Below are 22,359 nucleotides of genomic sequence, written 5' to 3'. Positions count from 1 at the left end.
AGATGCTACTCAATAAAATAAGAGCCCGAATAGACCTACAACTAGGTATCATACAGACAATCATACTTATACTGATCATGTCTCTGTTATATGGAACAACGTTATTCTTGCAAAAACAGCAAACAGATATTCAACATGACCGCATCCTGATGGTAGAAGATATGAACGAGAACCTTCGTCAGGAAGTTTTTCGTTTACAGGGGAATTTAATATCCGTTTCAAACAATCTAACTACAAGCCCGGCAGAAAGCCTTTTAGATTGGATTAAAGAACAAGACGCTCGTACAGAGGTTCTTGAGGGGCGTAAAGAAATCAAAACTATCTATAACAAACGAAAAGAACGTCGCGATATCAGCAAACCTGGAAACATCGTTGTAAAGGAAGTTAACGGCACCCCCACCATTGGTATAGGTGTCTTCACAGATGAAGCCTTCATAGACAAAGTTACATTACACTATTTGGACAGTTTAGATATAGAAACAGTTCAGATGGAGGTACAAAAAGCCCGTGATATCAACACAGACCCAAATGACATAAAAGCAAAAATACTTAAAGTTAAGTCCCAAATCGCAGATTATGCTTTAGCAGCAGAAACATCACGGAATTCTATTCTCGAATTTGTAGACTTATTGGCGGCAAAAGAACTTGAGGCTGCCAAGCAAAATAAAATCACCCAACAAATCATGCTAGTAATTGAAGCTGGTACCATATTGCTAACCGTCACGGCTTTATTCTTGGCAGGAAAATATATCGTCACAAATGCACTTGTTGTGTTGCAACACACTGCCCGTGCTGTGGCAGTCGATAACAATACTAATGTTCCTTATTTAAAGCGACACGATGAAATCGGGTCCCTCGCCCGTGCCATCGAACGTTTCAAAGAAGCCAATCTGGAAGCTGAACAACTACGCGACGCACAACAAGCACAAAAAGAAAAAGGGCGACGTAAACTTCAAAAGCGCCTAACAAAAGTATCGGACAACCTCACTGAAGGCATGGATAGTTCATTTAAAGAATTAACAACCTTAACAGATAGATTAGCGAATCTTGCTAATAACATTGCAAATGACGCAGAAAGAACCACAAAACAATCAAGTAATCTATGCGAACATTCCAATCAAAATGCAATGACATCTTCAAATATTGCCGATTACAGCCAATCTTTAATAAAGCAAACGGACAGATTGGCCGGGGTCATCGAAGAGCATAAAGCACAAACCCGCCTGACACTTGAACAAACGCATGACATTCAGAAACAGGTAAGTGCCCTGAATCAAGCTGCAAATGAAGTGGAGGATATTGTAAAAATCATCAGCGATATTGCAAACCAAACAAACCTGCTTTCCCTTAACGCAACTATTGAAGCATCGCGTGCAGGTGAAGCGGGTGCAGGTTTTGCTGTTGTGGCCAATGAAGTGAAAAATCTGGCACGACATAGCGCTGATTCAGCTAACGAAATCTCCGAACGCGTAAAAAATATCAAAGGCATCACACAAGAAACGGTAGAAGGCATTGATGGTATCAACACTCATGTAGAAGGACTTCATGCCGCGATGGAAACATTGACGAATGAGTTTTCAACTCAGGAGAGTTTAAGCCAACAAATCAATGAGAAAACAGATTTAAGTTTTTCAACAGCGGAAAATCTATCCTCAGCGGGTCAAAATATGATGGAAGCCGCGGAACATTCCGTAGAAGTAACCAAGCAACTAGGCGAGACAACAGAAGCGATTCTAACGTCCATCCGACATATGCATACGAATTTGTCTACAACCTTGGAAACAGCAAAAGGCAAAAATTCATAGGGATGATTACCAAATTCCAACTTATGTAAGTAATACGCCCTTGGATACTATATTGGCTTTCAGCGTTGTTATCTACGTTTCGCCGTTTGCACCATAACCTCAAGTGCATTTAAGAAACTAGAACGGTCCTGTTTGGAAAAAGCAGGACCACCTTCTTTAATTGTTCCCATGTCACGCAAATCAGATTTCAACTCCCTCATAGCCATTGCCATTCCAATATTATTGATATCAAAGGGTTTACCTTTTGCGCCTAATACATGGCCGCCTTTCTTTAAACAACGATCTGCTAACGGAATATCATTCGTTATAACAATGTCATTTGGTTGAAGATGATCTACGATCCAATCATCGGCAGCATCTGCTCCTTCTGATACCACGATTGATTCTGCTAATGGATGCATCCCAAGACGCAACCATTCATTTGCCACCAGGTAAACTTTAAGCTTATGACGTTCTGCTACTTTTATAACTTCTTGTTTTACCGGACATGCATCACCATCAACATAAATTTCCATATGAGTTACCTTATCTTGCCTTAATCGTATCACTTAACAACCTGACCCAAAATTACAATCCTCTCTTCTTTCTCAATATATTTATTTCCGAGGAAAAGAGAGATAAAATTCTTCAAATTATAAAAAAAGCACTTTTTAGACAAAGCAGTCTTGCAAAGCCGGAAATCAGAGATTAGAAAACCAGTGATTGGGGGCCTGTAGCTCAGCTGGTTAGAGCAGTCCGCTCATAACGGATTGGTCGGCGGTTCAAGTCCGCCCGGGCCTACCAATAGCTTTTAATCGATTAGATAGCATGTAACGTTGAACGCAAAATAACCATTCTATCTCTCTCGCTTATGAGAGTTTCCCCCTAAAATACGTAGTTTTATACATAGTCACTTAGCGATCTTCCTGAAACATGTGACCATACCATATTTTCATGGGTAATCATCATGATAATCATTTCAGCTGCTTGATGAGGTGTCATTGCGATTTCTAAATCTCTTGGAACTCCAGCGGTTGTATACATTTCAGAACTGATCTTTCCGGGATAAAACCCCATTACACGAACACCTTTAGGTGCATATTCAGCCTCAAGACAACCGGTAAAACCACGAATCGCCCATTTGCTTGCGGCATAAACACTGATATTTTTGCGTGTATATAGAGCGCCTGTTGAAACAACGTTAAAGATAAATCCAGTTCCACGTTCTGCAAGATCAGGTAGGACAGCATGTGTGGCCATCATGGTACCCATCATATTGCAATTGACAACATCATGAATATCTTCAGGTTTATTGGTAGCAAATTCACCTTCCAACCAAATCCCTGCATTATTAATCAATCCAAAAATCGGCCCGTTTTCTTTTTCTATTTCTTCGATAACAGAAGGTATAGATCCGGTATCTGAAACATCAAGAACATAACCCGGCACCTGTTGTTCGGCTGCATAGTTCTGAACTTTCTCTGCATTTCGTCCTGTAAGAATTGGTTGATATCCTTTTTCTTTCAGCAATGGGATTAAAGCGAGACCAACGCCACTTGTTGCACCTGTCACGATGACGTTTCTAGGATTATTCATTAACTTTCCAATCTATGAGATGATGAAAAAAGGGGAACTGGTATATTTCTACCAGCTCCCCACAATCTATAAAAGACAACTTATTTATTTGTAATAAATGCTCTGATTTTCGCGGAAATTGCTTCGGAAAACACAACGGTTATAAAAATCGCAAGAATAATCAAGGAAACTTGCGGCCAAGCCAACGTGTTTAAAGAAGAAGACAATTGCAAACCGATACCACCTGCACCAACAAGCCCTAATACAGTTGAATGACGAATATTCACATCCCAACGAAATACAGCAACGCCCACAAAAATCGCTTTCACTTGCGGCCAAACAGCATACACCATAATCTGCAAACGAGAGGCACCAGTTGCTTTAATTGCTTCCACAGGCGTTTCGTCAATTTCCTCAATCGCTTCATAAACTAACTTGGCAAAGAAGCCGATTGAACGTAAGGAAATCGCAACAACACCTGCCAACACACCAGGTCCGAGAATCGCTACTGTCAGCAAGGCCCAAATCAATGAGTTGATAGAGCGAGACGCAACGATAAATATCATACAGATTGGCCGTATGATGTAGCGAGATGGAGTTGTATTACTTGCGGTTAAGAACGCCATTGGCACACCAAAAATAATAGCAATACCGGTTCCTATTGTTGCAATATTAAACGTATCCCAAAGTGGTTCCCAAAGTTGGTTGATATATTCCCATCGTGGTGGCATCGCACGTGTAAAAATATCCTGCGCAATACGTGGCGCATCAAAAACAAAGAACCACGTGGTGGCTTCAGATATGATCTGCCAGCAGTAAACAAACAAGATAAGACCAGCAAGCCACCCAAACCAGATACGCAAACTGGTTTTAAGGTCGTGACGTTTCCAAGCTTTTGAGCCGTCATCTAAAAATTTAATAGGCATTATTGGACCCTCACTCTCAACCAGCTTGATGTATATTCTGCGATCAAAACAAGCCCGATAATGATAAGGAGAATCGCTGCAGCTGTATCAAATTCATATCTATCAAAAGCGGTATTTAACGTAGCACCAATACCGCCGGCCCCAACGATTCCAAGAATTGCAGATTCACGGAAATTAATATCCAAACGATACATAGATAAACCAATTAAACGCGGAAGGACTTGTGGGTGGATGCCATATAGAATCCATTGAGGCCAACTTGCACCTGTCGCACGAATTGCTTCTGATTGCGATTTACTCACATCTTCAATACGTTCAGCAAGAAGTTTTGCAAGAAAACCAATCGTAGAGAAGGCCAGTGTAATAAAGCCAGCAAAAGGCCCAAAGCCAAAGATTGCGACCATCAAAATTGCCACAATGATTTCCTGAAGCGCACGAGAAATAGAAATAATACCACGACAAAAGAAATAAATAGGTGCCGGAGATAGATTTTTCGCAGCTCCCAGACCAATTGGGATGGAGATTAAAATACCAACCACTGTAGAAGCAAAAGCCATCACCAAGCTTTCATAAATCCCGGCAGAGATATCATCCCAACGGGTGACAAAATCAGGAGAAGAAAAAGACAGAATAAATTCTTGTCCTCTTGGAATGCCTTCAATGACACGGTTCCAATTTACTTCCATACTGCCGAAAGACAAAAATACGTAAAGCGGAATGCCGACCCATACAAGCACACGAAGCCATGTGCGCTTGATCATCGGAGGGCGTTTCCACCTTTTATTCTCAATTACTTTTTCGCTCATGCCACAGCCTCAGAAGCTTCATCGTCGCTCTCATCATCATCAACAGCGCGGATCGTGTCATGCCAATCCTCTTCACCATAAATTTCTGTCAGCACCTCAGGGGTCAATCCGTCTGGAGGGCCATCATACGCCACCTGCCCGGCTTTCAAGCCAATGACACGTTCCACAAATTGCTGAGCAAGAGCAACATCATGAATATTAATAATGGCGGCAAGATTACGTTCCTGACAAAGATCACGAATAAGGCGCATAACTTGTCTGGCCGTTTTAGGATCTAGGGATGCCGTTGGTTCATCAACAAGTAGTAAATTCGGATTTTGAATGAGTGCCCGGGCAATACCAACCCGTTGACGTTGGCCTCCAGATAATGCATCAGCGCGTTTGTCTTCGTAGCCCGGCAGCCCGACTTGTTCCAATAATTTAAAAGCAGCCGCTTCAGCTTCCGGGCCGAACTTGCGAAGCAAACTGCGCCAGAAACCAACATACCCCAATCGCCCCGACAGAATATTTTCCATAACAGAGAGACGATCTACCAATGCGTAATCCTGGAAAATCATTCCCATTTGGCGACGAATTTCACGTAAATTACGCGATGGTAATTCTGTGATATTTTCACCATTCAAGTTAACAGAACCTGATGTTGGCTCTACCAAGCGGTTAATACACCGAATCAAAGTGGATTTACCAGCGCCGGAAGGGCCAATTAATGCCACAACCTGCCCTTTTTCAATTGTGAAGCTTACGTCTTTTAACGCGTAATCACCTGATACATAAGCTTTTGATAAATTGTTTAACTGAAGCACTTAATCAATCCTTAAAAAATAAACTAAATAAAAATAAGGACAGTGCAGAAAACCACACTGTCCTTTGTCAGTTTAGAGATTAGGAGCAGGAGTAAGAAACGCCATTTGCTGCGTCAATCTTACGAATCACATCCCAATGCTCTTTATAAGTGATAGGAATGAATTGCGCCTCGCCATTACGAGAGAACTCTTTTTCCAAGGAGGAACCTTCCCAAGGGAAGTTCATAAATGCATCTTGAATTTGTTGTTGTAATTCAGGTTTCAAATTATGCGCCACACCAAAGCCAGTTGTTGGGAAGGTTTGAGATTTATAAATTGAAACGATCTGATCTTCGGTCACCACGTCACGAGATAACATACGCGCTAATACAGAATTGGCGATTGCGGCCGCTGGATAATCTTTATTGGCAACACCTAGGATGGAATTATCATGCTTACCAGAATATGTTGGTTCAAAATCGCGTTCAGGTACCATATTGTAATCTGCTTTCAAAATCGCAGATGGCGCCTTGAAACCAGAGTTAGACGTTGGCGATGTGAACGCCATTTTCTTGCCTTTAATATCTTCGACAGTTTCAATGCCGGATCCCGGATAAGTTAAGATTTCCATTTCATAACCAAAGCTACCATCAGCACCAGCCATGATTGTAAACGGACGGAAACCTGCACAGTTTACAGCCAAAGGATTTGAACCTGTATTAAAGCCAGCAATATGTAAACGTCCAGAACGCATCGCTTCAATCTCTGCTGCATTTGACTGAACAGGGAAGAAAACCACATCTTTACCTGTTTTATCTTCTAAATAAGTTAAGAAATCAGACCAAGCTGTTTTATAAACTGCGGGGTCTTCAACAGGTGTATAAGCAAAGATAAGTGTATCCGGGTCTGCCCATTGGCTGCTGTCAGTCGGCACATCAGCAATTAGATCTTTATCCGCATCGCAATAACGTGAATCTAACGCACCTTGGTTGCTACATTCAGATGCATTGGCAAAGCTTGAAAATGTAGCGGCCACGCCAATCGCGGTCGCTGTTTTTAAGATAGTTTTAATGAAACGCATGATTTTCCCCTTTTTGGTTCATCTAGTTAGTTATTATTATATAGTTGGAATAACAAAATCCGGACGTATTCCTGACTTTGCGACATAAGGCTGGATATCTCTTCCAGCAAAGGCGCCATGATCCGTAATCAAGGCGGTTTTAATTCCTGCGGCACTACCGCCAAGAATATCGGTATGCAAGGTATCCCCTAACATCAAAATGCGGTCAGAAGATTGATCAGGATATGCCTCCCTGATCCTTGCGATCGCATAACTAAATGTATTGTCATAAGGCTTGCCAAAGAATTCTACTTCAGCATCAGTCTGATCTAATATTTGATGTGCATAATAACCGGGCTCCAATGAAAAGAATCCCGGACGTGGCGCAACGATATCTGGATTCCCCACATATATCGGTTTTGGATCTTTTTTCAGACATTCTAATAACTTTACTTGCAGTTCCTCTGTCCATTGAGCACTACTCAAAAACAGATAAGCATCCGCCTTCCAGAAAGCTTCCTCTTCGGGGCGCGAAAGTTTAAACCCAACATCTTTATAGTTTTGATATTTATAATTTTCTGGAAAATCAGAAAGCTCACATATACTGATAACCCCGATATTTGAAATTTCCTCTTGAATAGAACTCTGTTTTTCACGAAGAAACTCTATTAAAATTTCGCGGCTACTTACGATATTATTTTCTGATAAATTATATCCAAGCCTATGAAATTTTGTTAACAAATCCTGCTTTTGATAACTGGCAGAATTTGTGAGGATATACATTTCTTTACCCAAAGCTTGTAATTCAGCAAACCGTGCCACCGAACTTTCTATAGGCTCCTCACCAACATTGAGAACACCAAATGCATCAAACAGAAAAGCATCAAATGCCTCTGTAAGTTGCCCAAGATTCTCCACATGCTTAGGCGATAAAGATACAGATGTAACTGCGGTCTTCATTTGTGGTAAGCGACTACGAATCTCTTCATATCGGGAAAAAATGTTTTCTGGCGTCATCTAGCTATAAAATTTCTGTAACAAAACTTCGAAATAAATCACTCAAACATTATCAAATCTTGCCACATCATCTCTATGTAACAATTTTGTAACAATAAAGTAAAACTAGTCGCCATTCGAAAGTCAATAGAAAACAATTAGGAGACATTTCTTAGAATACGAATAAAAACGAAAACAAAAAGTATATGAACGAAAGTTAAACACATTCAATAACCACAACTCTTAATTGATATGACATCCATTAAACTTCGCAATGAAACTTAATGAAAATCACGACTTGGGAAAAGTTGTTGCGCAATATTACGTGGGTGTTTTCCTAGATTACTTGGTGCTGTTTTAACCATAGGATGATTGTCTTTATCAGCCTCTACTTTATCATAACGGCCAGACGCTAATTCATCCATATAGGAAGACAGATCTTCCAAATGTTTTATAACTAAATGGGTCACGATACCTTCGCGTTGTAATTCAGCTTTTACACGAATAAAGCGAGACGTGAAAATTTCTTTCCTATATTTATCAAACATATCGGGCCAAACAATTAAATTAGCCGTACCGGTTTCATCTTCAATGGTTAAGAAAATTACGCCTTTGGCACTTCCTGGTCGTTGACGTACAATAACTAACCCCATGGCAGTTACCATAGAACCATCTTTAATCTGACTAAGTTCTTCTGCTTTCGTTGTAACAGGTAAGAAAGGACGAATCACACCAACAGGATGCGCCTTCAGAGATAATCGTGTAAAAGAATAATCTGAAACAACCTCTTCTCCTAATGTCATTTCAGGTAAGCTAACGGCTGCTTCTTCTCCATATTCCTGTTCCCCCGTTGCCTCAAACAAAGGTAAAGGCTGATTACCATTAATTGCCTTCACTTCCCATAGAGCTTCTCGTCGTTTTAACTCCATTGATTGTAAGGCATCAGCCCGCGCCAACGCATTAAGAGGGCGCTTCCCAATATTGGCACGCCGCCACAAATCATGAGGAATACGATATCCATTACCTCTGGCCGATGCAATCCAGTCCCCATCATCCTGATGCAACCCTTTTACCAGACGTAACCCAAGACGGATTGCATATCCCGCACCCGCAGGCTCTAAACTACAATCCCAATCGGAATAATTCACATCAGGTGGACGAACTTCAACACCGTGGTCCTTAGCATCGCGCACAATCTGTGCCGGGGCATAAAATCCCATAGGCTGACTATTGATCAATCCACAAGCAAAGACCGCAGGATAATGTTTCTTTATCCAGGCAGATACATAAACCAAGAGAGCAAAACTAGCTGCGTGACTTTCTGGAAAACCATATTCCCCGAAACCTTCAATTTGCCGGAAACAACGTTCAGCAAATTCTTGTTGGTAACCATTCCGCACCATGCCTTGGACAAATTTATCATAAAATGTACTGATGGTTCCTGTATGTTTGAAAGTTGCCATAGACCGACGTAATTGATCTGCTTCCGAAGGCGTAAAACCAGCCCCAACAATCGCAATTTTCATTGCCTGTTCCTGAAATAATGGTACGCCCAATGTCTTAGCCAAGACACGTTTTAATTCTTTTGAAGGATAGCTGACAGGCTCCTCTCCATTTCTTCGTCGAAGATAGGGATGTACCATATCCCCCTGAATTGGACCGGGCCGTACAATTGCCACTTCAATCACTAAATCGTAAAAATTACGCGGTTTCATGCGTGGCAGAAAAGAAAGTTGGGCACGGCTTTCCACCTGAAACACACCTATTGCATCGGCCACACAAAGCATATCATAAGTGGCTGAATCTTCTTGAGGCAATGTGGCCAAAGTAAACTGCTTACCATAATGGCTGCTAATCATATCAAAGCACTTACGGATACAAGTCAGCATACCTAGAGATAACACATCTACTTTCAAAATACCCAATTCATCCAGATCATCCTTATCCCATTGAATGACAGTGCGATCATCCATGGCCGCATTTTCAATCGGTACAATCGTATCCAAACGATCATCGGTCATCACAAAGCCACCGACATGTTGACCTAGATGCCGTGGAAAACCGATCAATTCATGTATTAAGTTTATGGTCAAACGTAGACGATAATCTTTTGGATCAAGTCCCACACCTGATAACATTTCATCTTTAATTTCATCCCCTTTCCCCCAATGAAAGATTTGCGAGGAAAGCAAACCAACCGTATCTTCGGATAAACCCATGGCTTTTCCGACTTCACGAATTGCACCACGCGCCCGATAACAAGATACGACCGCTGTCATCCCTGCCCGATGCCTGCCGTATTTTTCATAAATATACTGAATGACTTCTTCACGTCGTTCATGTTCAAAATCCACATCGATATCGGGTGGTTCATTACGTTCTGGCGAAATAAAACGTTCAAAAAGTAAATCCAGATGAATCGGATCAATACTGGTGATACCAAGACAGTAACAAATAGTGGAGTTGGCTGCAGATCCACGTCCCTGACAAAGGATTTCTTTTTTTTGTTCCGTGCCTCCATTCCTGGCAAATTTGACTAGATCATAGACAGTTAAAAAATACGGTGCGTAATTCAAGCCTTTAACTAGCTCTAATTCATGTTCGATCACTTCTCGCGCTTTATCAGGAATGCCTCTCGGATATCTCTTTTGCGCGCCCTCCCACGTTAATTTTTCAAGTGATTGCTGTGCTGTTAACCCCGGCTCCATAATTTCAGTAGGATAACTGTAAGACAGTTCATCAAGAGAAAAAGTACAGGCATCTACAATTTCTAATGAATGCGCGAGTGCCTCTTCGTGACCTGTAAATAGCTTCTCCATTTGTATTGGTGATTTGAGATGTCTTTCCGCATTAACTTGTACACGACGACCAGCTTCATCAATCGTACATTTTTCTTTAATACAAGTGAGAATATCTGCTAGCGGACGTCTGCTTGTGACATGCATAATAACATCGTTGGTGGCGAGCAGTTTTACACCCGTCGCCTGGGATAATTCGGCTAACATCTGAATTCTTTGTTGATCATCCCCGCGCAATAAATGAGATGCAGACAAGTATATATGATTTGGAAAAGCGTTATGAAGTTGATCCAGTTGCCCTTTTAATTCAACGGAAGCAGGGTCTGTTACGAGCTGTATCAAACGCATCTCACTTGCCACAGACAAAACATCTTTCAAATAAAGCTCACATTCCCCTTTCTCTGCACGGCGACGCCCCAAGGTGATCAGCTGAGAAAGTCGCCCATAGGCTGCACGATTTTCTGGATAAGCAACAAGACTTGGCCCATCTTGTAAATCAAGGCGTGCCCCAATCAATAAACGTTGATGATGTGCTTTCGCAGCTTTATGGGCACGTACAACACCAGCCAAACTGTTTCTATCTGCGATACCAATCGCCTTTAGCCCTAAGATTTTAGCTTGAATAATGAGTTCATCTGCATGACTTGCCCCTTCTAGAAGGGTAAAGTTGCTGATCACTTGTAGTTCTGCATATTCCATTGCCCAACCTCAACTGAAATATCCGTGCAGATACCAAACCTTCTCAGTTTGTTGAACATGTTGATACACCCAATAGCGTCTACCGGATTTTGTACAGGCAATATAGTAATCACGATCTCCATGATGCCAATCTGCATCACGCTGCCACCAATTAGGGCTAATACGTTCTGGACCTTGCCATTGGATAATTTGATCAATTTTCCCTTTATATGAAAGATGAGTTGGCACATTTCCTTGATGAAATGGAATGGGTTTATTATGCAACAAGGCAGGACGTTTTTGATTTTTTGGCCAGTTCTTCTCCAAATTCATCTGCCAAGCTTGAATTCGGTCTGGTAGATGAGTATCCCGTGCTCTTATATGGCCGACAGCATGATACCCTAATCGATTACGTAAACGATCGACTAAGATATTTAAATCTTCCCGTAAACGTTCTTGTTTTTGAAACCTTTGTCGTTCACCAGTCATGAGAATAGTATTTTGGCGATGCTGCACTTTTTCCACGACTGTTGCCAATAGGCGCATTGCATCAATACCAAAGCCAGGCTCTATTTCTTTGATTTTTTCGAGGAATAAACGCTTGCAATATTTAGGTTTATGGCTGGCTTCGCTTAAACCTACACTTATAACCTGTTGCGTTTTATTAACCTTTTCACAAATTAAATGAAGTTGTTTGGCGCCTAAAGCGTCCTTCTCCAATCTTATACATAATTGATCAATCAAGCGATCTAATCCCGCTTCAATATCTTCGGCAAGACCAATAGCATCAGGAAATCCTAACCTCACCATATGTGGCGTTTTATAACGTCGTGGCGTGATAGGGTCTGCCACATCGCCAAGCATTTTATCCAAACGCAAAACAGGCTCTAATCCGTAGCGGCACGATATATTGGAACGTGGTAAAGTTAATAAATCTTCTATTCGACGCAACCCCATGCGTTGCAAATCAACAAGTAAGTCATCAGACAAACGCAGTGCAGCGATTGGAAGCGACTTAATAATGGTCTTTATAGATCCATCCTGAACCAAAAAACCTTTACTTGCATATCTTGCCAATCCCCAAGCTCCAGCTACCGTATCTGCCATAGCTAATCGATGATGGAGTTTTAAAGATGTGAGTTTGGTCGATAGTTGTTGCAACATGCCCTTTTCCCCACCGAAAAGATGAGAACATCCTGTTGCATCCAACATTAAAGAATCCATACCATCACAAGAAATGAAAGGTGTGAATTGATAAGCCCAATCTGCTAATTGCTCTATTTTCTTCTGCAAAAACTCAGAATCATAATCCTCTACGATTAAATTACTTGATATGGCCCTCGCCGTCGCCAGACTCATCCCTTTTTGGATACCTTGCTGATATGCAAAATCATTGGCGATCTCTATGACAACTTTGTTTTTTGATTTTGTCGTCTGCACATAGGGTTGTTCCGGCAATTTGTTTTGTTGATTGCGACAATCAATCGCCCATTGTGGCAAATAAAGACTTATATATCGCTTGCGTTCTGTCATTCCCCCTCCGTGACTTGCCACATTTTAGGGGATGTATTACGCATTCGTTGTAGGTCAATTTGATAGTTTCCTGCTGTTGGTAAAGGCGAAATATACCAACGGCTGAATAACGCATTTGCACGGCTTACATAATCAGGGTTTTGTGACAGTAAAAATCCTATACTGCCGCCAATTTCTGCTGCTAATTGCAAACGACGACTTTCTATCAAATTGATCACGGCTTCCGGTTCTAAAACCGCGATACGTATAGCTCTGGATTTTAAAGCTTCCTCATAAGACCAAAGTAAATCTTGCATGTTGTCGCATTGAACGAACAAAATATCTTCGGGATTAAGTCCATATTCCAATAAAGCGGGCCCATAAGGTACTTCACGTGCTTTTGCAGAACGGCACCATAATATTGTCTGTCCTGTTAAAGGAACCGATAACAATCTTAGTAGAAAGAATAGTGCCGCAGGCCCATTTATCGCATGCACCGCATGTGAGGGAATACCTGCTTCAGGTAGACAAGAGTCAATCTGTTGAAAGCTACTAGAGAGAATCCAAGGTTTGCTTTGTTGTGAATGCAAACGTTCAATCCCACGTAATTTTGTACGTAAAGTAGCCATACTGGATATGTCTTTTTTATATTGTTCGGGTTGCATTAGCATCAACATCACACTCATAAATATACCGCAAATGTTCTCTTTTCACTTTATGTTCTCAAATGCACTTTATGTCAAGAGAAGACCGCGAGATCACAACGCCTAATCACCGACTAAGACATGGCAACTTATTGAATATTATATAGAAAAAAATTTATACTATAATAGAACCAATTTTATCGATCATATATACCACTGAGTTATTTTGTTCTGACAGATATATGATAGATTTACACAAAGAATATTTTGTTAACATGTCAGGTGGGGAAGCGAAAAAAGTGTCTAAGCCCAATTCAGTTAAAACAGTGCTTTTTTTGATAACTATTTCAATTGCATTGTTATTTTTTATAAAAATCCCCCCTATTTTTGCGCAAGATAAAGTAACATTCTATGAAGGTGGAATATTCTTTTCTTATGCGCGAAACCAGGAATTCATTGATTTTTTAAAAGAACATGACGGTCAAAAAATACAGATAGATACAAGTATTCACGCAGATATATCTATTTGGGAAAATAGTGTCGTCCTTGAAAAATGCGAAGCAGATAATCCAGGTACTTTCGAACAATTATATGATCTTAATTTTTCAAACATGAATATCCCTTTAGCTATCTTAGAAGAAGGTGCAACAGGCCTTACAGAGCCCAAAGACGTTAATTGCAACCTCAACTATCTTAATCTTCAAGAACAAGATATCACTTACACGACTACACATGGCGGCACAGGCGTTGTACAGATTCCCTTTAAAGGGATATTTGAGGTTGAGGTCATCAAGGAAGATACTTCCCCTCACTATTTTCAGCTTAAGCGTTTAAGTGACTGAATGTCTTATGGCAGACAGACTTACCTCTCTCTCAACGCTTCATTTGCATGCTTCATAACGGGGGAAAGAAGGAATTCAATAATCCTGCGTTTACCGGTTTTGACTTCGATAGATGCAGTCATACCCGGGGTTAGTTGAACAAGACGACCATTCGCCATAATGTCTGTTCTATCCATACTAATACGGGCATCAAAAACAGGCCCCAGATTTTCATCTATGATGGCGTCACGTGATAACGTTCTGACAGTGCCATCAATCGTGCCGTATTTGGTAAATGGAAAACTATCAATCTTAACCTCTGCCGATTGGTCCGGCTCTACAAATCCTGCATCCTTATTCAACACCTGAGCCTGTATTTCCAAAGGCGCATCATCCGGAATAACCAACATGATCGGCTCTGCCGGGGAGACCACTCCACCAACAGTATGCACAGAAAGTTGTTGGACCACCCCATCAACAGGACTAAAGAGCTTTCTTTGCGTTTCTTTCTTCTCTGCTTTACGCAAGGCCAGATTAGCGGCTTCAAATTGATCTTGTGCCTCCACCAATTCATCCAAAATGGTTTGTTGTGTTTCAGACGTAAGGCGATCTTTTTCGATCAGCAACGCCTTCATATTCGCTTCGGATTCAGCAAGGCGATTTTGTTGAATTTGCACATTATGTTGTGTTTCAATAAGTAGCTGTTTGACTTCTAACCAATTCGGTTTCGGGGCAATACCTTTTTTCACCAACTGGCTTAATGCATCTTCACGTTCTTCAATAAGAGGCAATGTTTCTTTCAATTTGGCGATTTCAACCTTCGCCGTTTCCTGTTCTGCTGCGCGACGTTCATATTCAACATCCAAAGCCATCACCTGTGATTGATAACTCAACAAGTCGGTTTCAAGTCGTTGACGTGCCATATCCAACATGTCCTGTTCAACATCAATAGATGGAATACCTATCTGCACATCATCATTCTTCAGACCATGTAAATTGGCTTCAAGACGTTCCATATCCAGCATTGCGGTACGACGTTGTCGTAACATCTGACCTTTGTCCACCTCGCTTTCAGTTGGATCCAATTCGATCAAAACATCACCTTGTTTAACAGATTGGCCATCACGCACATGGATGGCGCGCACAGTTCCAATTTCCAAGGCTTGAATTTGCTTCACACCGCCAGTTGGAACAATCTTACCTGTCGCAACGGCTACCACATCAACTTCCCCGATAGAAGCCCAAATCAGAGCAATGGAGAAAAATGCTGCTAATGTAATCGCCATCATCCGACCTACTGGATGGGCCGGTGTTTCCATAATTTCCAATGCTGCGGGAAGGAATTGCCTCTCTTCACTACCCCATTTTGCCTTTTTTTCTTTTGGTGGGGCGCTTGCCTCAACCTGATTTTCGTCTGTTGATTGTTGATCAACATCTTCTTCGATAAGAGGTTTCCCGTCAGGACCAGCCTTCACCTTTTTTGGAATAATACGCCCTATTGCCTCTTTAATTTCAGGAGTTTTGATCATCTTTTATCTCCTGATTGGAGCTTGAAGAGTTTCGCGTAACGGCCATCACGTGCAAGTAACTCTTCATGTGTTCCATCTTCGACAACTTCACCTGATTCAATCGTAATAATACGATCTGCATCACGCACAGTCGCTAGACGATGAGCAATAATGATCACGGTACGTCCATGACAAATACGGCGCATATTTTCCTGAATAATTTTTTCTGATTCATAATCAAGTGCTGATGTGGCTTCATCAAAAATCAAAATACGCGGGTTATTGATCAAGGCGCGCGCAATCGCGATGCGTTGACGTTGACCACCTGAAAGGTTTGAACCACGTTCACCGATTTTGGTGTCGTAACCTTCCGCCAGTTCAAGAATAAAATCATGTGCACCTGATAACTTGGCTGCAGCCACAACCTTTTCCATCGGAAGGCCAGGATCAGCTAAAGCGATGTTCTCTCTTACCGAACGGTTAAACAAGATGTTTTCTTGAAGGACCACGCCAACCTGTCGACGCAACCAAGTGGTATCGACCATGGCAAGATCTACACCATCGACCATCACACGACCGGATTCTGGCACATACATGCGTTGGACAAGCTTTGCTAAGGTACTCTTCCCTGACCCACTTGGTCCAACAACCCCAATCACTTGTCCTGCAGGAATATCAAGGCTCACTCGTTTTAAAATCTCCGGTGCATCCGGGCGATATTTAAACACCACATGTTCAAAAGAAATATTACCTTCAATTTTCTTTAATGTAGCACGGTTTGGATTATATTGGGGCTCCGTCGGATTATTCAGAATATCCCCTAGACGATCTACCGAAATACGTGCTTGTTGGAAATCCTGCCATAATTGTGCAAGGCGTAAAATTGGCCCTGTCACTCGGCCAGAAAGCATGTTGAAGGCAACTAATTGGCCGACAGTTACATCTCCATCGATAACAGCTTTTGCCCCGATAAACAGGGTTAATGCCATGGTAATTTTGCTAATTAATTGAGTACATTGGCCCGCAATATTACCTAAATTCGCGGCACGAAAACTTGCATGCACATAAGCAGCCAGCTGCTCTTCCCATTTGCGATGAGATTGTGGTTCCACAGCAAGCGCTTTTAATGTCTCCACCCCTGTAACCGATTCAACCAAAAACGCTTGGTTCGCAGCACCACGTTGAAATTTTTCTTCCATACGTGCCCGTAAAACAGGTGTCACGAAGACAGCTAAAACCACATAAAACGGGATAGATCCCAACACAATCATGGTTAGTAAGGGACTGAAATACCACATCACGGCGAAGAAAACGATCGTGAAGAAAAGGTCGATTACCAGTGTCAAAGAAGAACCCGTAATGAAGTTCCGAATACTATCTAACTCGCGTACCCGCGCAACAGATTGGCCAACCTGTCGTGCTTCAAAATAACTAAGTGGTAATGCCAGCAAATGTCGGAATAACTTCGCCCCTAGTTCCACATCGACCCTATTCGTCGTATGTGAAAAAATATAGGTTCTGAGCCCCCCTAGGAAGACTTCAAAAATCGAAACAATAATCAATCCGATAATCAATACATCCAAAGTGGTTAATCCACGATGCACTAAAACTTTATCAATAATGACTTGAAAAAAGAGAGGCGTGATTAACGCGAAAAGTTGCAAAAAGAAGGAGGCAACCAATACTTCATAAAATAAATGCTTATAACGAAGCAAAGCGGGTATGAACCAACTGATGTCAAACTTGCCCCCTTTGCCCAACATTTTTGCCCGACGTGCAACCAGTAATAATTTACCAGACCAATTAGCTTCAAAATCAGCCCGGCTCATAACCAATGGTTTATTCGCAACTGCATCATGTAGAAGAACCTGTTCTTTTTCTCCATCCATCTTTGCAAGTACAGCAAAGCTACCATCATTCATTTGAGCAATTGCTGGCAATACTGTCTTAGCAAGGCGCTCCCATTCCGTGTCCACCACCCGCGCCTTTAACTCCAAACGCTTAGCAACACGCAATAATCCATCGGCATCAAACAGCTCGCCTGCTTCACCATATTGATGTTGTATTTGATCCGCATCTGCAGGTAACTCAAAGAATCGTAAAAGCACGACTAAGCTTTGCAAGCCTGTATCTACTTTTGGCGTTACATCTTCCTGCGATGCAGTGACATGAATTTCCCCGTCCATAAAACCCTCTAGAAATGAAAACCGGCCGCAAGATGCGACCGATTTTATCTTATCCCTTAAACTAACCTTAACTCCAAGTTGCAGCAATCACATTTTGTGCATCATCATGATCTGAATTGCTTTCAATGGTGTCATTAGTAATTTGATCTACTGTGAAGCTAGACATCGCATCCACAAGAGATTGCACATTTGATGCTGTTAAAACTGATCCATCAGAAACTTCAAATTGATCAATCGACTGATAATTCACGTTGGAACTATCAAACCAATCAGAAATCGTCACTTGATCATCCATACCTAATATCTGTGCGACTAAATCATCCCCGTCCTGACGGAACCAGATATCGGTTTCATCAATATCGGCACCAAAGACAATCTTGTCAGTTGAGTTTGCTGCATCTGTATCAGCATTATCAATAATATCCTGATCACCTCCTATCGAGAACTGATAGATATCATCACCCAAACCACCTGAAAGCGTGTCATTCCCGGCACCCCCATCAAGAACATCATTTCCAGTTATACTCTGATATGGGCTTTCACCTGCATCTAATAATTCAACATCGCCAAACCCACCTTGACCATCACCGAGGCGTGTCCAGATACGACCATCATCCGCATTCATAATGGCATCAATATTACCATCGTTATTCAAGTCCTCATAAGCAACTGAGATATCACCGCTCAGACCCAACGCAATTGTATCATCTGCAATCCAGCTCACAGGGTTCGATGGACCACCATCAACAGACATTGTAACTTCACCCAACGCACCTCCAACTTCATTGAAGGCAACATCAACCAATAACTCATCTGATAAATTAGATACATTGCTACTTGTGTGAATAATTGTCCCATTCTGCTTATAGACAACTGTACCTGTATCCAGACGTTCAATACTTAAATCGTCACCTGTCGAATAAGTACCAACGAAGGTGAATACTGTATCTTCCAACACATATAAATTACCACCCGGCTGAGTATTCAAACCGTAATTTATGGTCTTGAAGCTGGAACCACCTGAAGTCGTAGATAATCCAAATACACGGAATGAATCCTCATTTGGTATCTCAAAAGTTACCTCTCCTGCTCCGGCAAATTTCTCAGCTGAATAAGCACTCGCATCTACATCATCAGCAGTCGGGCCCCAATCAGCAGCGCCAGATACCTTACTGATGCCTAATTCATATCCAGTATTCTGGAAAGAAGCATCGCCGAACCCACCTTGACCATCACCGAGGCGTGTCCAGATACGACCGTCATCCGTATTCATAATGGCATCAATATTACCATCGTTATTCAAGTCCTCATAAGCAACTGAGATATCACCGCTCAGACCCAACGCAATTGTATCATCTGCAACCCAGCTCACAGGGTTCGATGGACCACCATCAACAGACATTGTAACTTCACCCAACGCACCTCCAACTTCATTGAAGGCAACATCAACCAATAACTCATCTGATAAATTAGATATATTGCTGCTTGTATGAATAATTGTCCCATTCTGCTTATAGACAACCGTACCAGTATCCAGACGTTCAATACTTAAATCGTCACCTGTCGAATAAGTACCAACGAAGGTGAATACTGTATCTTCCAACACATATAAATTACCACCCGGCTGAGTATTCAAACCGTAATTTATGGTCTTGAAGCTGGAACCACCTGAAGTCGTAGATAATCCAAATACACGGAATGAATCCTCATTTGGTATCTCAAAAGTTACCTCTCCTGCTCCGGCAAATTTCTCAGCTGAATAAGCACTCGCATCTACATCATCAGCAGTCGGGCCCCAATCAGCAGCGCCAGATACCTTACTGATACCTAATTCATATCCAGTATTCTGGAAAGAAGCATCGCCGAACCCACCTTGACCATCACCGAGGCGTGTCCAGATACGACCGTCATCCGCATTCATAATGGCATCAATATTACCATCGTTATTCAAGTCCTCATAAGCAACTGAGATATCACCGCTCAGACCCAACGCAATTGTATCATCTGCAATCCAGCTCACAGGGTTCGATGGACCACCATCAACAGACATTGTAACTTCACCCAACGCACCTCCAACTTCATTGAAAGCAACATCAACCAATAACTCATCTGATAAATTAGATATATTGCTACTTGTGTGAATAATTGTCCCATTCTGCTTATAGACAACCGTACCAGTATCCAGACGTTCAATACTTAAATCGTCACTTGTCGAATAAGTACCAACGAAGGTGAATACTGTATCTTCCAACACATATAAATTACCACCCGGCTGAGTATTCAAACCGTAATTTATGGTCTTGAAGCTGGAACCACCTGAAGTCGTAGATAATCCAAATACACGGAATGAATCCTCATTTGGTATCTCAAAAGTTACCTCTCCTGCTCCGGCAAATTTCTCAGCTGAATAAGCACTCGCATCTACATCATCAGCAGTCGGGCCCCAATCAGCAGCGCCAGATACCTTACTGATACCTAATTCATATCCAGTATTCTGGAAAGAAGCATCGCCGAACCCACCTTGACCATCACCGAGGCGTGTCCAGATACGACCATCATCCGCATTCATAATGGCATCAATATTACCATCGTTATTAACATCCGCGTATATTGTCGTTATACCATCCACCGTCGTAGGTGAAGATTGAGCCGTTTCAGTATTAATACGATCTCCATAGAGAGTATCGTCCCCTGAGCCTCCGAGAAGAATATCGCCTCCTGCATTTCCAATTAATAAATCATCATTAGCATGGCCCGATAGAGTATTATCTCCGATATCACCTTCCAGAACATCGTTACCAGAAGTGCCTTCATTTGAGTTTTGCTTTAAATCTTCACTTTCAATAACGGCTGTGCCTGAACCAATATCACCAATTGATGTCCATGTATAAGGAGATGCATCATCAGTATATCTAAACTCAGGTGTTGCTAGATCTGTAGTATTAAATCCAAGAGGACCTAGGTCTACACCTGCCCCACCATTATCATACCAGACGCCGTTTTCATCCACCCCTCCAAACTCATTGATATCAGCTGCACGACCATCGATAAGTGTCATCGACGCCATATCACCATCAAAGAGCATTGTATTGCCACTCACCCCATAAGCTTTACGAGCACCAATTTGCATTTTAGTCATTGCATTCAACACATGTGTGGTTTCGTTTTCTGATGGATAATCACTATATGCCGGATCGATAGCCAATTGTTTTCCATTTAGATAAATCTTTAGACGATCCTGCTCAACTTCCGCTGTGCTATCATAAACAAATGCAACAGATACCCATTCATTAATGCCAACCACACGATCTGAATCACTGGTTCTCACATTTATTTGCTTACCCGTTCCATCATGATATATGAATTCTAGTGCACCGGTATCAATAACCCTTAACTCAGTCCGGCTATGCGATCCGCTATCTCCACGTATGTTTAATAAATTATAATGATCGCCAAAGTCATCGACTTTGAATGTCGTATGCATTGTAAATTTAGTCGGTGTGTCAGAAAGAGTATCGACAGAAGTTGTTAAAAAATCATCGTTGCCATCAAAACGTCCTACAGTGGAATTTTCTTCAGGCATAACAATAACATTAACGGTAGCTTCACTAACAGCGCCATGTTCATCTAATACTTGATAATTAAAACTATCTGTACCTGCATATTTAGATGATGCCTGATAGTTATAACTGCCATCTGAGTTAATTGTAACTGTTCCGCCATTCTCTGTGATAAAACTACTTCCGGCAGAAACAACAGCTCCTGTTTCATCAATACCAGAAAAAGTCAGATTATCTCCGTCAACATCATGACCATGAAGCTTCCAATTGGCCGTCTCACTACCATTTAGAACAATCTTACCGCCTTCAGCTGTTGGTGCATCATTCACAGGCGTTACTGTCAGATCCAAAGCCCCTGCAACAATTTCCGTGCCATCGCTTACATCATAACTAAACGAGATATCACCATGATAATTTTCTGTAGGTGTAATCGTCCAGGTGCCATCCCCATTATCAACAATTGTTGCGTCTGGACCAGAGACAATAAGATTACTCACAAATAATGCATCACCGTCAACATCTGAAGCATTGGCTAATAATTCTGCTTGCGTAACTGTAATCGCTACATCCTCATCTGTGACTGCAGCAACTGAATCTGTGATAGTCGGCGTGTTATTGGACATGACTTCCCCCAAAAAGATAATTACTTGTACATAATTCAACCAATAAGGAAAGTGAGGTAGTTTGCGAATGAGTTCAAGAAATAAAACTTAAACTTTTATT

Annotated in this window: 15 protein-coding genes and 1 tRNA gene; 3 read left to right on the top strand and 13 right to left on the bottom strand. The window is 41.7% G+C overall.

Annotated features, from left to right (window positions below):
* Positions 1-2: 2 nt before the first annotated feature.
* Positions 3-1,805: a methyl-accepting chemotaxis protein gene (locus ACOQOA_RS15900; RefSeq protein ID WP_420549588.1), complete on the top strand. Its 1,803-nt coding sequence runs from the start codon at positions 3-5 to the stop codon at positions 1,803-1,805.
* Positions 1,806-1,873: 68 nt separating this feature from the next.
* Here ACOQOA_RS15900 and ACOQOA_RS15895 read toward each other — a convergent pair whose 3' ends face one another.
* The gene (locus ACOQOA_RS15895; RefSeq protein ID WP_420549587.1) at positions 1,874-2,320 is read right to left on the bottom strand and encodes a YaiI/YqxD family protein; all 447 of its coding nucleotides are present in this window, start codon (positions 2,318-2,320) and stop codon (positions 1,874-1,876) included.
* Positions 2,321-2,511: 191 nt separating this feature from the next.
* Between ACOQOA_RS15895 and ACOQOA_RS15890 the strand changes: the two genes are divergently transcribed.
* A tRNA-Ile gene (locus ACOQOA_RS15890) sits at positions 2,512-2,588 on the top strand.
* A 96-nt stretch (positions 2,589-2,684) separates the two neighbouring features.
* Here ACOQOA_RS15890 and ACOQOA_RS15885 read toward each other — a convergent pair.
* The 9 genes from ACOQOA_RS15885 to ACOQOA_RS15845 form a co-directional block, all read right to left on the bottom strand.
* Entirely contained in the window at positions 2,685-3,380 is a 696-nt protein-coding gene (locus ACOQOA_RS15885) for an SDR family NAD(P)-dependent oxidoreductase (protein ID WP_420549586.1), read from the bottom strand.
* Between the two features lie 80 nt (positions 3,381-3,460).
* A complete protein-coding gene (gene phnE, locus ACOQOA_RS15880; protein WP_420549585.1) occupies positions 3,461-4,285 on the bottom strand; it encodes a phosphonate ABC transporter, permease protein PhnE in 825 nt (274 codons plus the stop codon).
* The gene (gene phnE / locus ACOQOA_RS15875; protein ID WP_420549584.1) at positions 4,285-5,091 is read right to left on the bottom strand and encodes a phosphonate ABC transporter, permease protein PhnE; all 807 of its coding nucleotides are present in this window, start codon (positions 5,089-5,091) and stop codon (positions 4,285-4,287) included. The genes phnE (ACOQOA_RS15880) and phnE (ACOQOA_RS15875) overlap by 1 nt, the downstream gene beginning before the upstream one ends.
* A complete protein-coding gene (phnC, locus tag ACOQOA_RS15870) occupies positions 5,088-5,894 on the bottom strand; it encodes a phosphonate ABC transporter ATP-binding protein (protein WP_420549583.1) in 807 nt (268 codons plus the stop codon). The genes phnE (ACOQOA_RS15875) and phnC overlap by 4 nt, the downstream gene beginning before the upstream one ends.
* A 79-nt stretch (positions 5,895-5,973) precedes the next feature.
* Positions 5,974-6,954, bottom strand: coding sequence for a phosphate/phosphite/phosphonate ABC transporter substrate-binding protein (phnD, locus tag ACOQOA_RS15865; RefSeq protein ID WP_420549582.1), 981 nt, complete (start codon positions 6,952-6,954; stop codon positions 5,974-5,976).
* 36 nt (positions 6,955-6,990) lie between these two features.
* Complete coding sequence (locus ACOQOA_RS15860) at positions 6,991-7,950, bottom strand: HAD-IIA family hydrolase (RefSeq protein WP_420549581.1); 960 nt, start codon at positions 7,948-7,950, stop codon at positions 6,991-6,993.
* A gap of 260 nt (positions 7,951-8,210) precedes the next feature.
* Positions 8,211-11,426, bottom strand: coding sequence for an error-prone DNA polymerase (locus tag ACOQOA_RS15855; RefSeq protein ID WP_420549580.1), 3,216 nt, complete (start codon positions 11,424-11,426; stop codon positions 8,211-8,213).
* 9 nt (positions 11,427-11,435) lie between these two features.
* Positions 11,436-12,938, bottom strand: coding sequence for a Y-family DNA polymerase (locus tag ACOQOA_RS15850; RefSeq protein ID WP_420549579.1), 1,503 nt, complete (start codon positions 12,936-12,938; stop codon positions 11,436-11,438).
* Positions 12,935-13,546, bottom strand: a complete 612-nt coding sequence (locus tag ACOQOA_RS15845; RefSeq protein WP_420549578.1) for an ImuA family protein — start codon at positions 13,544-13,546, stop codon at positions 12,935-12,937. Before ACOQOA_RS15845 ends, ACOQOA_RS15850 begins: the two co-directional genes overlap by 4 nt.
* A 257-nt stretch (positions 13,547-13,803) precedes the next feature.
* On the opposite strand from ACOQOA_RS15845, the gene ACOQOA_RS15840 reads away from it, so the two are divergent.
* A complete protein-coding gene (locus ACOQOA_RS15840) occupies positions 13,804-14,403 on the top strand; it encodes a hypothetical protein (RefSeq protein ID WP_420549577.1) in 600 nt (199 codons plus the stop codon).
* A 20-nt stretch (positions 14,404-14,423) separates the two neighbouring features.
* Here ACOQOA_RS15840 and ACOQOA_RS15835 read toward each other — a convergent pair whose 3' ends face one another.
* The 3 genes from ACOQOA_RS15835 to ACOQOA_RS15825 form a co-directional block, all read right to left on the bottom strand.
* Positions 14,424-15,911 (bottom strand): HlyD family type I secretion periplasmic adaptor subunit, encoded by a 1,488-nt coding sequence (locus ACOQOA_RS15835; RefSeq protein ID WP_420549576.1) that lies wholly within the window; start codon positions 15,909-15,911, stop codon positions 14,424-14,426.
* Positions 15,908-18,076, bottom strand: a complete 2,169-nt coding sequence (locus ACOQOA_RS15830; RefSeq protein WP_420549575.1) for a type I secretion system permease/ATPase — start codon at positions 18,074-18,076, stop codon at positions 15,908-15,910. The genes ACOQOA_RS15835 and ACOQOA_RS15830 overlap by 4 nt, the downstream gene beginning before the upstream one ends.
* Positions 18,077-18,143: 67 nt before the next feature.
* Positions 18,144-22,259, bottom strand: a complete 4,116-nt coding sequence (locus ACOQOA_RS15825; RefSeq protein WP_420549574.1) for a tandem-95 repeat protein — start codon at positions 22,257-22,259, stop codon at positions 18,144-18,146.
* Positions 22,260-22,359 lie beyond the last annotated feature (100 nt).

The organism is Curvivirga sp. (assembly GCF_965219885.1).
Classification (GTDB): domain Bacteria; phylum Pseudomonadota; class Alphaproteobacteria; order UBA8366; family Aestuariispiraceae; genus Curvivirga.
The sequence above is the reverse complement of the archived record's forward strand: the minus strand, read 5'-3'. Positions and strand labels throughout refer to the sequence as shown.